The sequence below is a fragment of the Brucella sp. NBRC 12950 genome (assembly GCF_030268145.1).
GTDB lineage: Bacteria > Pseudomonadota > Alphaproteobacteria > Rhizobiales > Rhizobiaceae > Brucella.
Genome location: NZ_BSQC01000002.1, coordinates 228,217 through 241,875, shown reverse-complemented (window position 1 = coordinate 241,875; position 13,659 = coordinate 228,217). Strand labels below are relative to the sequence as shown.

Sequence of the window (13,659 nt, the reverse complement as noted above, 5' to 3'; positions counted from 1 at the left end):
CTGTTCAACAAAGAATTGATTGCACGTTTGAAACATTAAAGCGCGAATGTTCTCCAGAGTTTTTGCCTTCGCGCCTTGCGGTTTGTGTTTATGGGGGGCTATATCGGACCCAACAAACAACAGTGCTTAAACACTCGATTCATGAAGGTGGAACTTCTCATGCAAGATACGGTTATTCTCGTCGGTTGCGGCAATATGGGCTTTGCCATGCTTAAAGGCTGGCTCGACAGCGGCATTTTACAATCCGAGAATGTCCATGTCGTTGAACCTTCCGAAGCCCTTCAGAGCCGCGCGGCGCTTGCAGGTGTAAATGCGTGCTCAAGCGCCGAATCCCTATCCGATGATCTCAATCCGCGCATGGTGCTGGTTGCCGTCAAGCCGCAGGTCATGAGCGGTGTACTGCCTGCCTATAAGCGCTTTGCACCGAATGCCACCTTTGTCAGCGTAGCTGCTGGCATTCCGGTGTCATTCTTCGAACAGCATTTAGGCAGCGATGCAAAGATCATGCGCTGCATGCCGAACACCCCAGCCGCTATCGGCAAGGGAATGCTTGTCACCTATAAGAATGCCAATGTGGGCGATGACGATGCGGCTTTCGTAAAGAGCCTGCTCAAGACATCCGGCAAGGTCACAAGCATCCATGATGAAGCGCTGATGGATGCAGTTACTGCCGTTTCCGGTTCCGGCCCCGCTTATGTATTCCACTTCATTGAATCACTGACCGATGCTGGCGTGACGGCTGGCCTGCCGCGCGAAACGGCAGCACTTCTCGCCATGCAGACAGTGATGGGTGCAGGTGCATTGGCTGCAGCAAGCAGCGACAGCCCAACCAGGCTGCGTGAGCAGGTCACAAGCCCCAACGGCACAACTGCCGCAGCGCTCGATGTCTTAATGGGTGAAGATCGCCTAAAGAATTTGGTCGCCGAAGCCGTTGATGCGGCTCGTAAGCGTTCGATTGAGCTTGGCAAAGCTTAAACCAAAACTCGCGGTACAGCTTCAATCAGCGCCTTAGTAACCCGCGCTTGCGGTTCCGCGATCAACTCTTGCGCCGGGCGACATTCAACAATGCGCCCGCGCTCCATCACCGCAATCCGATCTGCCATTTGTGCCGCGACCGCCAGATCATGAGTGATGAAGAGATAGGCCGTTCCTTCAGCCTTCTGTATCTCCTTCAACAGTCTCAGAATAGAACCTCGCACTGTCACGTCCAGCGCCGACACCGCTTCATCCAGAACGATGAGCGACGGCGCTGTTGCAAAGGCCCGTGCAATTGCCACACGCTGACGCTGGCCGCCAGAAATCTCATGCACGCCGCGTTTGCTCAACTTTGGATCAAGACCGACCATTCGTAAAAGCTCGGAAATATCGCGCCTTATTCCATGAATACGCAGCGGTTCGCTGAGCAGGTTATGTACCGTTGTGCGTGGATTAAATGCCGAAAGCGGATCCTGAAACACCATCTGCAGCCGCGCGCGGCGCTTTCTTAATTCACTGCCTTTGAGCGCAAGCCAGTCCTCATTTTCAAAACGGATCGAACCCGACTCAAGCGCAAGTAGCTGTAGAAGCGCACGCGCCAACGTGGATTTACCGCTGCCGGAAGGCCCCACCAGCGCCAGCGTTTCACCAGCTGCAATCTCAAGCTTTACATGATCCAGCGCCAATGTATTTCCATAACGCATCGTCAGATCATTCGCCTGCAACAAGGTTCTATCCATATTGAGGATCCAGCACGGGAACGGCTGAAATCAGCGCTTTCGTATAATCGCTCATTGGGTTTGTAATGATCGAATGCACTGAACCGCTTTCCACCAGTTCCCCATGGCGAAACACGGCGACACGATCCGCAAGATTGGAGGCCAGCGCAATATCATGTGTGATGAAAATCAGTGTCATCGCATCCGCCTGAACCAACGCACGCAGCAGTTCCACTATCTCTCGTTGCACGATCGTATCAAGAGCACTTGTCGGCTCATCCGCAATCAGCAGATTGGGGCTTGCTGCAATGGCCAGCGCTATGGCGATACGCTGCTTCTGCCCGCCGGAAAACTGATGCGGATAACGCACAAAGCTCAGCTCCGGCTCTGCTATCTGCACGCGGCTCAACAGATTGATCGCCTTGTCTTTTGCGCCATGACGAGAAATATTTTCGTGAGCGCGGATTGTTTCGACCAGTTGCGCACCAATGCTCATCAAAGGATCAAAGCTTGAGACCGGATCCTGAAACACAAAGCCCACATCGCGGCCCGGCGTTGGTTTTCCGTTCGACCACTCGAGTAAGCCCGAAACCTGAGCGCTAGCGGGCAAAAGATCCGCAAGCGCCAACGCCATTGTGCTCTTTCCCGAACCACTCTCACCGATAATGGCAAGCGTCTCGCCGATATATATATCGAGGTCAAGATTGTTGAGAGCAGCATCGCTGCCATAGCGCACGCTCAGATTTTGAATATGTGCGAGCAATCTCATTTCTGCACCTCGCGCCGTGATGCAGCCTGCGTGATACCTTCACCTGCGAGGTAGACACCGACGACAGTGAATGCCAGCGCAAGCCCCGGCAAAATGGACAACCACGGAGCTGAGCGCAATACCGTGCGGCCTTCAGCTATCATTCCGCCCCATGTCACACGGTTGGGGTCGCCAAGCCCCAGAAATGAAAGCGCTGCCTCAATCAGAATGGCAGAGGCAACAATCACAGGCGCAAGCGCGAGCACCGGTGGCAAAGCATTGGGTAGAATTTGCCGAAAAGCAATCTCCAGTGGGTGCATACCGATTACGCGGGCTGACGCCACATAATCCCGCTCACGGATCGACAGCACCTGTCCACGCGTAAGGCGTGCAGCCTGCGTCCAGCTTGAAAGCGCAATCGCTGCAACCAATACCGGCAGCGAAGGTCCGGCAATGCTCACCAATGCCAGCGCCAGCAAAAACCCCGGCACCGTCTGAAACGCTTCCGTGACCCGCATGAGCGCCTCATCGATGAGGCCGCCCAAAAAACCTGAAAGCGTCCCGACGATACTGCCAATTATGATGGATGCTGCCGCAGCTGCCAACCCAATGACCAGCGATGTGCGGCTTGCATGGAAGAGTTCAGCCAAAACATCACGGCCCAGCCGATCTGTTCCCAACGGAAAAGATGTATTTTCGAAGGGCGCAAGCATCGGCGTTGCAACAATACGCAGGGGATCACCTGGAAAAAACAGCGGTGCAAAAAATGCTGCTAGGATTAGCACGAGTAGAAAAACCGCGCCTGCAACGCCCTCGCCGGATCCGAAGTAGATTCTCATCCCACTCATCACCGCGTCTTTCCCGAGGATATACGCGGATCAAGCCAGAGATAGAGAAGATCGGTGACAAAATTGACGATGATCACCACTATGGCACTCGTCAGAATAACGCCCAGCAACAAAGGCGTGTCTCGGCTTGCAACCGCCTCTTGCGCAAGCCTTCCAAGGCCGGGAACTGCAAACACGCTTTCAATCACCACGCTGCCGCCCAGCATAGAGGCAGACTGCAGCCCAAGCATTGTAACAAGCGGTGAGAGCGCATTGCGCGCCACATGGCTCAACACGATTCGAGGACGTGAGATGCCTCGCGCTTTCAGTGCGCGGACGAAATCCATGCGCCAGATGTCAGCCATGGAAGCACGCATGATACGTAGATAAAGTGCCAGATAAATCAGCGCTAGCGAAAACACCGGCAACAACAGATGACGCGCTACATCATACCCACGCGCAAAACCGTACTTACCCGAAGCAATGGTCTCAATGCCGCTTGAAGGCAGCCAACGCAGCCGGATTGAAAACAGGATGACCAGCACAAGTCCCAACCAGAAACCGGGAATAGCATAAAGTACAAGCGAAACAATCGAAAGGAAACGGTCGCGAAAGCTTCCGGGTCTTGCGCCTGCGACAATCCCCAGAGCCGTCCCGACTGCGAACGACAATGCCGTCGCAGCACCCATTAGCAAAAGTGTATTGGGGAGGCGCTCAAGAATGACATCGAGAATGGGGCGATCGAAACTGACCGACCAGCCAAGATTGCCCTGCAAAAGTGCGGCAAGATAGGCCGTGAGTCTGTGCCAAACGGAGTGATCGAGTCCCCAGCGCGCGCGCATTTCTGCAATTGCATTCGCGTCACCGCCGAAGCTTACCGCATAGGCATCCACCGCATCGCCCGGTGCTGTTTCCAACATCAGAAAACAGCCAATAATAACGATCAGCAGCACGATCATGCTGCTGATCAGTCGATTTCTGAAAAGGGTTAGAATCTGCGCCACGCCGTGAGCGTACATTCAAAGCAGAGTTTCGTCACTGCGCAATAAAGACATCTGCCCAGTTTGAAACTGCCCAGCGCGGATTGTTGGAGACGTTTTTAACGCGCTCATTGGCGACCGTGATAAAGCTCCATTCCGCCACATTGATAAGCGGCAGATCAGCTTGGACGACTTGCTGGAACTCATGATAAAGAGCGGTGCGCTTTTGCTCGTCAATTTCATGTGCAGCCTTGGTGATTAACGCATCCAATTCCGCATTTGCATACCCACCCTGATTAGAGAACGGCACGCCTGCTGCAATCCCGCTTTCAACCAGAATGGTCGTCGAAATAGCAGGATCGCCACGGTACACGGTCGGTGCAATGGCCAGATCGAAATCGTGGTCCGTATAGACAGCCTTTTGATGTGCTGCTGAATCATTGTTGACGATCCGCGCATCAATGCCAATTTCAGCCAGCGCCTGCCGCAGATAGTCACCAAACTGCTTGGTTTCGTTGAAATATGGGGCTGGTAGCAGCTTCAGCGCAAAACGCGTGCCGTCCTTGCCGCGCTTATAACCCGCATCATCCAGCAGCGCATTGGCTTTCGCCACGTCGAAAGAATAAGCGGCAACATCGCTCGTATAAAACTGGCTGTCATATTGCGGAACCGGCCCGGTTGAAGGTTTGGCATAGCCCAGGAAAATCGTCTTCACGACGAAATCGCGATCAATCGCATGAGCGATTGCCTGACGAACTCTAGGGTCAGACAGTTCCTTACGACGATGATTGATTTCGACGACCAGTTGATAGGTAAGCGCCTCATACCCCTTGGAAATGACATTCATCCCAGGCACCTTCGAAATGCGGTCGAGATCAGCTAAAGGCACAGCAGAAAAAGCAGCAAGGTCAATTTCCTCAGCTTCCAACGCTCCGGCGGCCGCAGCACGATCAGGCAGCACACGATAGATGATTTCATCGAGATAAGGTTCTGCCTCACCCCAATAATCTCCATTTCTCTCGAGCCGATAATGTTCGCCATTCTTGTGTTCGGCATATTTGAATGGACCAGTGCCGATCAGCTTTTCATTGGCGGGATTGGCAGCAATATCAGTGCCGTCAAACACGTGCTTGGGCAGTACTGACGTCAGAGCTGGCAAAGCATTGCGGATGAGCTGAAACGGTGTTGGTTCGCTAAAATGGAACACTGCCGTATAATTATCCGGCGTTTCGACCTTCTCAAGCGCCTTGAACACCACGCGGCCAAGATTTTGCAGCGGCTTCCAGACCTGCAGCGCCGAAAACGCCACATCGGCCGAGGTGAACGGCTGACCATCATGCCATTTAACGCCCTCTCGCAGATGGAAGGTCGCAGTCAAACCGTCATCAGCGCCTTTCCAGCTGGTTGCAAGCCGTGGTTCCAGACCGTTTTCACCGTCGAAGGAAGCTTCTGCCAAAGGCTCAATCACCTTGCTCGCAACAAAGAAAACGCCGTTGGATGCAACAATTGCAGGGTTGAGGTTACGTGGCTCAGAATCTGCCGCCACAACCAGTCGCCCGCCTTTTTGCACCCCACCTTCAGCCCACCCCCAACGGGGTAGCATCGGTAAAGCTGCAAGCGTTGTTGAACCAACCAGAAATGCCCTGCGTGAAGAAATAAACCGAGCCATATCCCGCCTCTGAAATCCAATTCCCTGTGCATTTGTCTACACCGGGCCTGGACGAATTGCAGGGTAAATCCTGTCACAGTGGCAATAAATATCGAAAACTGTTTCTTTTTCTTGAATGAACTTCAATTTCAAGCGCGCTTGAAAGCCGAACTAAACATCACTCAAATGCAGCGCAGACGGTCTAATGGAGGGGAACTGATTTTCCCTTTTGGAGTTTTTTAAGGAAAATTTCTCCTTGCCAAACACCCTCACTTGCATAGATCATGGTTAATTATGTGTTGTCGCATTTCGTGAGGAGAAGTTGATGCGGCACATAGTTGAAGAGTTGAGATCAGCTCTTTTGAACCGCATTTGCGGAGTCCTGTTTATGAGTATCAGAGCGATGTTTGTGCACAAAAGACGGTTTAAAGCGCTCTGAAGTTCCGTAAGTGCCTGTAGCTGAACCACCATTGGAAGAGAGGAAACAGAAATGTCTAGTTTGCTGCCCCCACTTCATGACGGTCATGCACCGATCTATTTGCATCACGCATTTCAGGACGCAGTGGATGCTTATGAAGACTGGAACCTTGAAACGGCCGAACCAGTCGTAGCAATCAATGGTAAGGTCACGCGTATCAGCGTCGTTTTCCGTCGCCTGTGGCGCTGCACCGATACGGTCCCTCGTCATACGCTGGAAGCCTTGAGGGATATTGTTCCGTCAAACCTCATCCGTTCGGAACGCTGGAAAGACAATGCCACATTTGCTGAAGCTGCCCATTTGATGCGCACAGCGCTTGAGTGGCGCAAGGCACGACGCGTGCCAGTCGTCTGCTAAGTCGAACCATCTCATGAAGCGGGCGGGATTTACCCCGCCCGTTTTCCATTTGAAGTTATTACTTATTCAAAGCTTGCGGAAACGCACTCGCGCACTGCGTTCAATAGCTGCGACGGTGAGCTCATCCAGTGCCCAGCGGTCACGCAGCATCTGAAGAAACTCAAGCTCTTCCTGCTCGACATGCAGGTCAGCCGCCGCCACTTCAACCGCAAGGGCATAAGCTGTATCATAAAGCTTTTCCGGCATTGCATCATGCGCAAGATCGAGAATGCGCTCCAGTCCATCATCGAATGCAAGAAGCCCGTAGCAATCGCTGGCGAGCTTTGGCAGACGTGCTGCATCAAAACCCTGGAATACCGGTAGGCGAGAAACCACATTACTGATGGATTCGAGCTCAGCATCGGTCATTGTGGTGTCAGCGGCAGATGTCGTCACCATGATGTAAACGAGCGCGTCCTGCGGCGAAATATTTTTCATCGAATGCTCCTGCATCGTCTCATCGGAATCATAGTTTCGGCTAGTTTCCAAGAAAATTAGGGAGCCTGTCAGACTTGCGCAAGGAAATTCGGTCGGAATTGTAGCGGCAAAGATTGACGTGTGGGTTCCACCGCGCCATAGAGCAATGACACGCTTGAGTGTAAAAGATTTCAACACATAAAGCCCTTCACAGGACATCAGGATAAAATCATGACTTCGCACCGTCTTCCCGAGATTACGCTGACCCCGGAACTGACCGCGGCGGCTGCGGAAGCGAAATCGTGGCCCTTTGAAGAGGCAAAGAAAATCCTCAAGCGCTATGAGAAGACCGGTTTCCCTGAAACCGTGATATTTGAAACTGGCTACGGCCCATCGGGCCTGCCACATATTGGTACATTCGGCGAAGTCGCGCGCACTTCGATGGTGCGCAATGCGTTTCGCGTTCTGACTGGCGATACGGTCAAGACGCGTCTTATCTGCTTCTCGGACGATCTTGATGGTATGCGCAAGATTCCGGACAATGTACCAGACAAGGCAGCACTGGAACCATATCTGCAGTTACCGCTGTCTGCTGTGCCAAACCCGTTTGGCGGCGAATACAAGAGCTTTGCCGAACATAATAACGCAATGCTCTGCCGCTTTCTTGATACTTTCGGCTTCGATTACGAATTTGCAAGTGCGACCGAGTACTACAAGTCCGGCAAGTTTGATGCAGTGCTGCTGAAAGCGGTCGAGCGCTATGACGACATCATGAAGGTGATGCTACCAACCCTTGGAGAAGAGCGCCAAGCAACCTACAGCCCGTTCCTGCCTATCTCGCCAAAGTCTGGTCGCGTGCTTTACGTGCCCATGAAAAGCGTGGATGCCAAGGCTGGCACCATCACTTTTGACGATGAAGATGGCGTTGAAACCACGCTCTCCGTTACCGGTGGCAATGTGAAGCTGCAGTGGAAGCCCGATTTCGGTATGCGCTGGGCAGCGCTGGGCGTCGATTTCGAAATGTTCGGCAAGGATCACCAGACCAATGCGGGTATTTATGACCGCATTTGCGAAATTCTAGGTGGTCGTGCGCCAGAGCATTTCGTCTACGAACTCTTCCTCGACCAGATCGGCCAAAAGATTTCGAAGTCGAAGGGCAATGGTATTGCGATCGACGAGTGGCTGGCCTATGCGCCAACTGAAAGCCTTGCGCTTTACAACTTCCAGAAGCCAAAGACTGCGAAGAAGCTTTATTTCGACGTGATTCCTAAGGCCGTGGACGAATACTTCACTTATCTCTCGGCTTATAACCGCCAGGAATGGAAAGACCGTCTGAACAATCCAGTCTGGCATATCCATTACGGCAACCCGCCAAAGGTTGAGCTGCCGGTTACGTTCGCGCTGATGCTTAATCTGGTGAGCGCCTCCAATGCAGAAAACCCAAGCGTTCTCTGGGGCTTCATCTCGCGCCATGTTCCGGGTGTTACGCCGGAAAACAATCCGGAACTCGACGCGCTCGTCGGCTATGCGATCCGCTACTTCAACGATTTCGTCAAGCCGACCAAACAGTTCCGTACCCCTGATGATGTGGAACGCGCAGCACTCGAAGGCCTTGACGCCAAGCTTGCAACGCTTCCTTTAGGTAGCGATGGCACCGACATCCAGAATGCCATTCTAGACGTTGCCCGTGCGATCGAGCGTTATCAAGATCATACCAAAAAGAGCCCTGAAGGCGGCCCCGGCGTGTCGGTGTCCTTCTTCCAGATGCTCTATGAAGTGCTGATCGGTCAGGAACGCGGCCCGCGCTTTGGCTCGTTCGTTGCCCTTTACGGCGTCGATGAAACCCGCGCACTCATCCAGAAGGCTCTTGCTGGCACATTGTCATAAGCTCTTGATATTTTTATGAGAAGCCTCGCCCGGAATTGCACCGAGTGAGGCTTTTTTATGCTCGGTTTAGAGGGGGAGCAGAAATGATCTATCCTCAATGTGAACCCTTCTTGAAAGGCTTGCTGCCGGTATCAAACGGCAACAAAATCTATTGGGAGGCGTCGGGCAATCCTCAAGGTAAGCCAGCGCTTTATCTTCATGGCGGACCGAGCAGCGGTTTGCGCACGGGCAGCTATCGGCAACGCTTTGATCCAGCAAAATACCTTATCATCGGCATCGACCAACGCGGTTGCGGGCGCAGTCGTCCGCTGTGATTAATAATCTCGACCACCTTCTTCTCTATAAGACCCAGACGCTGATTGGAGATATCGAAGCTATCCGAAGTCATCTTCGCATCAATGCGTGGCTAGTCGCCGGCTCATCATGGGGGCGACACTTGCGCTCGCCTACGCGCAAGCGCATCCCGACCGCGTCACTGAACTGGCACTGGTTGCCGTCACAACCACGAGCCGTAAGGAAGTGAACTGGATCACAGAAGGCGTTGGGAGTCATTTTCGGGAAGAATGGGAAAAGTTCGAGAAAGCCTCTAAAAGGTGCGAATGTCAGCGGGTAGTTGAAGCCTATGCGAGGCGGCTTGCCAATGGCAGTTTAGAAGAGCGTTTGCAGGCCGCGGAGGATTGGAACGCCTGGGAATCGACGCATATCGCGCTTGATCCTAATTGGACGCCAATCGAAAGCCGTTTCGATGATCTGCAAGGCCTCGCCTTCGCAACGCTGGTTACGCATTACTGGGCCAATGATGGCTTCCTTCGCAATGGGTCTGAAATTCTGGCGAATATGGCCCGGATTGAGAATATTCCGGTGATCCTGATTTGCGGACGCAGAGATTTCAGTGGACCGGCAATCACTGCTTGGAACCTTCATAAATCATGGTCGGCAAGCCGGTTGCGCATCATGGAAACAGAAGGCCATGGCGGTCCACTTTCAACAAATGAAATGCGAATGGCGCTCGACGGGTTTGCGTTTGGTCAAAATCAACTCCGTTGACTCAAGCCTCGTTAGTAGGTAGTACGACCTACCTACTAACGAGGCAAAACCATGAGCATTGAAAAAACTCCGCCGGAAAATGCGCGCGCTAAGCTGCTCAAAGCCGCTGCTGTTCTTTTTTATAATAATGGTGTCGGTGGCACCGGCATCGATGCAATTGTTGAAAGAGCGGGGGTGGCAAAGAAGAGCCTTTACAACAACTTTGCCTCGAAAGCTGATCTGGTAAACCAGTATCTCGAAGCACGCCATGCCGAGTGGTTAGGCCTTTATCACGCACGGCTGGAACATGCGGCAACGGCTAAAGATAGAGTTCTTGCCGTTTTTGACGCCTATCAGGACCATGCCGAGCATGAATATGAACGCGGCTTTCGTGGCTGCGGCTTGCTCAATGCTGCAGCAGAACTACCCGCTGACGATATTGGGCGGCAAGCAGTCAAACACCACAAAAGGGAAGTTGAGGCGATACTTGCCTCGCATTTTAGAGAACTGCTGCCCGCCTCCCCCATTCGTGCCACTACTCTCGCAAGACATACGTCTTTTCTGCTTGAGGGATCAATCTCAAGGGCAGGTCTCGAAGGTGATAGCGGCTGCGTTCACGACGCCCGTGAAATCGTCTCTGATATGCTGGAGGCATTGTGAGCAATTCGTCTCGAGATTACACAATTGGCGTGTCTGCCGTTCTCTTCTCATCCGTAGTTTGGGGAACCACCGGCACTGCTGCCACTTTCGCGCCCGAAGTCAGCGCAGTTGCTATCGGTGCCGCAGCCATGGGGATCGGAGGCTTGTTACAAGCTCTACTCGCCGGCCGGGGGATCGTGCGAAGCTTGTCACTGCTGAAAAGGCAGTGGGGACTTCTCGTTTTAGGCGGGTTTGCTGTCGCAGTTTACCCATTGGCCTTTTATGCCTCCATGCGGATGGCGGGTGTCACAATCGGAACGGTCGTCACCATCGGCTCGGCGCCACTGCTTTCTGCACTCATCGAGTATTTTTTCGACCGCGCGCAGCTCTCGCGCCAATGGCTGATTGGCGCGCTGATTGGGCTCGCCGGGATCGTATTGATTACGGTTGCAGAAGGTAGAGAGCACGCATCTATCGAAACAAATGGCTCTGTTATTACGGGTATTTGTCTGGGACTTCTCGGTGGTCTCACATATGCGCTTTATTCATGGACCGCGCGCCGCATGATGCTCAATGGAGTTCGGTCATCTGTCGCCATGGGCGCTACATTCGGATTTGGCGGATTATTGCTTATGCCGGTCTTAATCGCGGCTGGCAGCCCGTTTCTGACTTCATGGAACAATGCAGCAGTCGGCATCTATATGGCTATTGTGCCAATGTTTCTTGGTTACGTCTGCTTTGGGATCGGTCTCGCACGCATTCCAGCCAGCATGGCGACAACAATCACGCTGATCGAGCCAGTAGTCGCTGCGATATTAGCCATTATTATCGTAGGCGAGCGCTTGCCATTAATGGGTTGGTTTGGCGTCGTCCTTGTCATTTCATGTCTCGTGGTGATCACGATCCCACTCAACAGACCTTTGAGACAAGATCAGAAAGCCGTGGTCGGGACATAAGCTGACTGCAGATTTCGGGCAAAGGAAAGTCGGTCTGTTTATAAAACCGGCTTTCCAAATTTACAGCGGTTGCAGTAAAGATTAATCGTTAGTACCGCGGTAACTGATTGTTTTTACGCATTATCTGACGCAAAATCGCTTCGCACTTTTGCTGGAAATGCTTTAACTCAGTTTGCGGGAGCGGGCGCCGAAGGGGCCGGAGGAAACTCGCCTTGCTGGAGCGACGGCGACCCCGGCACTGGTTCGGTCTGTGGTGCGAGCGGAGAAGGATTCTCCAATGCTCCACCATCATCAGGTGCCAGACTTTGAAGAGATGCGTCAGGCTTGTTCCCGAAGATACCCAAATGACTATCTTCGGCTTTTTGCCCTGCTTCCTGATAGGCACCACCCGCAACAGCTTTCGCCCATCCATTGGCAACCAACCATTGTGCGGGATCTTCACTGCCAACGCTGCACTGCGTTGAAACAGCAGCGCCGCTGTCGTTTTGCGGCAATCGGCACATGACTGCGCGAGCCCGCAACCATTGACGAAACGCCGTGCGAGCCTGCATGCCACAAAGCCAGCTTTCGCCAGATGGCGACTGACAGGTTTGTTCAATCGGCATTGGTTCTATACCCTGCAGATCTACGGTTCGGCCCTGACTCTCGAGCTTACCCGCAGCAATCGCAACAGGACGCTGCAAAAGTTGCATCGGCTCGCCCTCATCTACCGGTGTGGCAGGTGCTGGCGGCTCCGATGGTTTTGGTGTTGAGGCTAGCCCCAGATCACTCAGAGGTGGGCGCGCAGGTTCGCGCTCTAGTCCATCCTGCTGCGATCCGCTTTGACCGGTCTGACTGATAGAGTTCTGCTCACTCGTGTTTGGCGCAGCTTCTTGAGCTGGTGTCTCTGGCGCCGCAGGATTATCTGCTTCTGTATCCTTATCAGGCTCGTTATAGTCGAACTGCTCGACAACAATTCCATTGCCCGAACCCGCGTCCGATTTGCTTTGACCGTCGTCGCTTTCGACAACAGTGACTGGCCGATCAAGCGCGCCATAAAACGGCGCGACAAATGCGGCCACAAGAATGGCCCCGGTTATGCCCGCAAAAACACCAAAAACAATGCGTGCATGGCTCTTTGTCTGCTGTTTTGCCATTATTGACTCGCCCACAAAATACGGGCGATCCACTCGACATCCTTGGTCTCAAAGGAACGGTTTGGGAATTCTGGATTGAACGAGTGAAGTTCAATCGTACGTGGTGTCTGGCGATGCAGGATTTTAGCCATAACCTCTCCGTCTTTGGTACGAACAACCACGCGGTCGCCGCGGCGAACCGATGCATTGGGTGCTACAATCAGCGTATCGCCATCACGGTAAAGCGGCAACATGGAGTCGCCAGAAATTTCCAGCGCATAAACATTATCGGTGGGCGCAGCCGGAAACTGGACGACATCCCAGCCCTGACCTGCAGGGAAACCAGCATCATCGAAATAGCCACCTCCACCTGCTTCTGCCATGCCAAGCAGCGGAATAGCACTCGGCTCGTGCAAATAGCCGCCACCGGGTGTCGAGACATCACCGCGAATGAGCCGAGTAAATTCATCCAGTGACGCGCCGGTTGCTTCCATAACTTTGGCCAAAGACTCTGTCGACGGCCAGCGTGCGCGTCCATCAGAGGCATAACGCTTGGACTTGTTGAAGGTAGTCGGATCAAGTCCTGCACGGCGCGCAAGACCAGACGCACTTAAAGAATTGCGTTCCGCCAAGGCATCAATCGCAGCCCACACGCTATCATGAGAAAACATTGCCTTAACCCACAAAAGAGGATTTTAAACCTAATTATCCAATCCATACTCCACAAAATCCTAGCTGAAAGCGAGATTTTCCGCAAGATGTGCATGCTTGCAGGGAAAATGTTCTTATTAACGAAAAAAACGCGCGACATCAAAGCCGCGCGTTCTCTAATAGCTTACGATAAAAAT

Annotated in this window: 15 protein-coding genes; 7 read left to right on the top strand and 8 right to left on the bottom strand. The window is 53.1% G+C overall.

The window, feature by feature from the left end; genetic code table 11:
- The first annotated feature begins 159 nt into the window (after positions 1–159).
- The gene (gene proC, locus QSJ70_RS04100) at positions 160–975 is read left to right on the top strand and encodes a pyrroline-5-carboxylate reductase (protein WP_285534927.1); all 816 of its coding nucleotides are present in this window, start codon (positions 160–162) and stop codon (positions 973–975) included.
- Here proC and QSJ70_RS04095 read toward each other — a convergent pair.
- Genes QSJ70_RS04095 through QSJ70_RS04075 form a run of 5 tightly spaced genes read right to left on the bottom strand, consistent with a single transcriptional unit; the run spans position 972 to position 5,918 of the window.
- Positions 972–1,715: an ABC transporter ATP-binding protein gene (locus QSJ70_RS04095; protein ID WP_215776970.1), complete on the bottom strand. Its 744-nt coding sequence runs from the start codon at positions 1,713–1,715 to the stop codon at positions 972–974. The genes proC and QSJ70_RS04095 overlap by 4 nt on opposite strands.
- Positions 1,708–2,463 (bottom strand): ATP-binding cassette domain-containing protein, encoded by a 756-nt coding sequence (locus QSJ70_RS04090; protein WP_285534925.1) that lies wholly within the window; start codon positions 2,461–2,463, stop codon positions 1,708–1,710. Before QSJ70_RS04090 ends, QSJ70_RS04095 begins: the two co-directional genes overlap by 8 nt.
- Positions 2,460–3,290 (bottom strand): ABC transporter permease, encoded by an 831-nt coding sequence (locus tag QSJ70_RS04085; protein WP_285534924.1) that lies wholly within the window; start codon positions 3,288–3,290, stop codon positions 2,460–2,462. The genes QSJ70_RS04090 and QSJ70_RS04085 overlap by 4 nt, the downstream gene beginning before the upstream one ends.
- On the bottom strand, positions 3,290–4,288 hold the full coding sequence (locus QSJ70_RS04080) for an ABC transporter permease (RefSeq protein WP_285534923.1): 999 nt from the start codon (positions 4,286–4,288) through the stop codon (positions 3,290–3,292). Before QSJ70_RS04080 ends, QSJ70_RS04085 begins: the two co-directional genes overlap by 1 nt.
- Positions 4,289–4,304: 16 nt before the next feature.
- A complete protein-coding gene (locus QSJ70_RS04075; protein WP_285534921.1) occupies positions 4,305–5,918 on the bottom strand; it encodes an ABC transporter substrate-binding protein in 1,614 nt (537 codons plus the stop codon).
- A gap of 469 nt (positions 5,919–6,387) precedes the next feature.
- Between QSJ70_RS04075 and QSJ70_RS04070 the strand changes: the two genes are divergently transcribed.
- Positions 6,388–6,732, top strand: coding sequence for a BRA0787 family protein (locus tag QSJ70_RS04070; protein ID WP_215776979.1), 345 nt, complete (start codon positions 6,388–6,390; stop codon positions 6,730–6,732).
- A 66-nt stretch (positions 6,733–6,798) separates the two neighbouring features.
- On the opposite strand, the gene QSJ70_RS04065 is transcribed toward QSJ70_RS04070, so the two are convergent.
- Positions 6,799–7,209, bottom strand: a complete 411-nt coding sequence (locus QSJ70_RS04065) for a tellurite resistance TerB family protein (protein WP_215776981.1) — start codon at positions 7,207–7,209, stop codon at positions 6,799–6,801.
- A gap of 210 nt (positions 7,210–7,419) precedes the next feature.
- Here QSJ70_RS04065 and QSJ70_RS04060 point away from each other — a divergent pair, with 210 nt between their 5' ends.
- From QSJ70_RS04060 to QSJ70_RS04040, 5 genes are all read left to right on the top strand, one after another.
- Positions 7,420–9,075 (top strand): lysine--tRNA ligase, encoded by a 1,656-nt coding sequence (locus QSJ70_RS04060; RefSeq protein ID WP_285534918.1) that lies wholly within the window; start codon positions 7,420–7,422, stop codon positions 9,073–9,075.
- Between the two features lie 83 nt (positions 9,076–9,158).
- Positions 9,159–9,389, top strand: coding sequence for an alpha/beta hydrolase family protein (locus QSJ70_RS04055; protein WP_285534917.1), 231 nt, complete (start codon positions 9,159–9,161; stop codon positions 9,387–9,389).
- Between the two features lie 88 nt (positions 9,390–9,477).
- Entirely contained in the window at positions 9,478–10,122 is a 645-nt protein-coding gene (locus tag QSJ70_RS04050) for an alpha/beta hydrolase family protein (RefSeq protein ID WP_285534916.1), read from the top strand.
- Positions 10,123–10,173: 51 nt separating this feature from the next.
- Entirely contained in the window at positions 10,174–10,761 is a 588-nt protein-coding gene (locus QSJ70_RS04045; RefSeq protein WP_285534915.1) for a TetR/AcrR family transcriptional regulator, read from the top strand.
- Positions 10,758–11,696, top strand: a complete 939-nt coding sequence (locus tag QSJ70_RS04040; protein ID WP_285534914.1) for a DMT family transporter — start codon at positions 10,758–10,760, stop codon at positions 11,694–11,696. Before QSJ70_RS04045 ends, QSJ70_RS04040 begins: the two co-directional genes overlap by 4 nt.
- A 167-nt stretch (positions 11,697–11,863) precedes the next feature.
- On the opposite strand, the gene QSJ70_RS04035 is transcribed toward QSJ70_RS04040, so the two are convergent.
- Together QSJ70_RS04035 and QSJ70_RS04030 are read right to left on the bottom strand one after the other, a co-directional pair.
- A complete protein-coding gene (locus QSJ70_RS04035; protein ID WP_215776988.1) occupies positions 11,864–12,832 on the bottom strand; it encodes a thermonuclease family protein in 969 nt (322 codons plus the stop codon).
- Positions 12,832–13,482 (bottom strand): S24 family peptidase, encoded by a 651-nt coding sequence (locus tag QSJ70_RS04030; protein WP_215776990.1) that lies wholly within the window; start codon positions 13,480–13,482, stop codon positions 12,832–12,834. The genes QSJ70_RS04035 and QSJ70_RS04030 overlap by 1 nt, the downstream gene beginning before the upstream one ends.
- Positions 13,483–13,659 lie beyond the last annotated feature (177 nt).

Bases quoted from the DNA above. Each gene is read 5' to 3' on its own strand.
- proC (WP_285534927.1), top strand. From the start codon at position 160: ATGCAAGATACGGTTATTCTCGTCGGTTGCGGCAATATGGGCTTTGCC.
- QSJ70_RS04095 (WP_215776970.1), bottom strand. From the start codon at position 1,715: ATGGATAGAACCTTGTTGCAGGCGAATGATCTGACGATGCGTTATGGA.
- QSJ70_RS04090 (WP_285534925.1), bottom strand. From the start codon at position 2,463: ATGAGATTGCTCGCACATATTCAAAATCTGAGCGTGCGCTATGGCAGC.
- QSJ70_RS04085 (WP_285534924.1), bottom strand. From the start codon at position 3,290: ATGAGTGGGATGAGAATCTACTTCGGATCCGGCGAGGGCGTTGCAGGC.
- QSJ70_RS04080 (WP_285534923.1), bottom strand. From the start codon at position 4,288: ATGTACGCTCACGGCGTGGCGCAGATTCTAACCCTTTTCAGAAATCGA.
- QSJ70_RS04075 (WP_285534921.1), bottom strand. From the start codon at position 5,918: ATGGCTCGGTTTATTTCTTCACGCAGGGCATTTCTGGTTGGTTCAACA.
- QSJ70_RS04070 (WP_215776979.1), top strand. From the start codon at position 6,388: ATGTCTAGTTTGCTGCCCCCACTTCATGACGGTCATGCACCGATCTAT.
- QSJ70_RS04065 (WP_215776981.1), bottom strand. From the start codon at position 7,209: ATGAAAAATATTTCGCCGCAGGACGCGCTCGTTTACATCATGGTGACG.
- QSJ70_RS04060 (WP_285534918.1), top strand. From the start codon at position 7,420: ATGACTTCGCACCGTCTTCCCGAGATTACGCTGACCCCGGAACTGACC.
- QSJ70_RS04055 (WP_285534917.1), top strand. From the start codon at position 9,159: ATGATCTATCCTCAATGTGAACCCTTCTTGAAAGGCTTGCTGCCGGTA.
- QSJ70_RS04045 (WP_285534915.1), top strand. From the start codon at position 10,174: ATGAGCATTGAAAAAACTCCGCCGGAAAATGCGCGCGCTAAGCTGCTC.
- QSJ70_RS04035 (WP_215776988.1), bottom strand. From the start codon at position 12,832: ATGGCAAAACAGCAGACAAAGAGCCATGCACGCATTGTTTTTGGTGTT.
- QSJ70_RS04030 (WP_215776990.1), bottom strand. From the start codon at position 13,482: ATGTTTTCTCATGATAGCGTGTGGGCTGCGATTGATGCCTTGGCGGAA.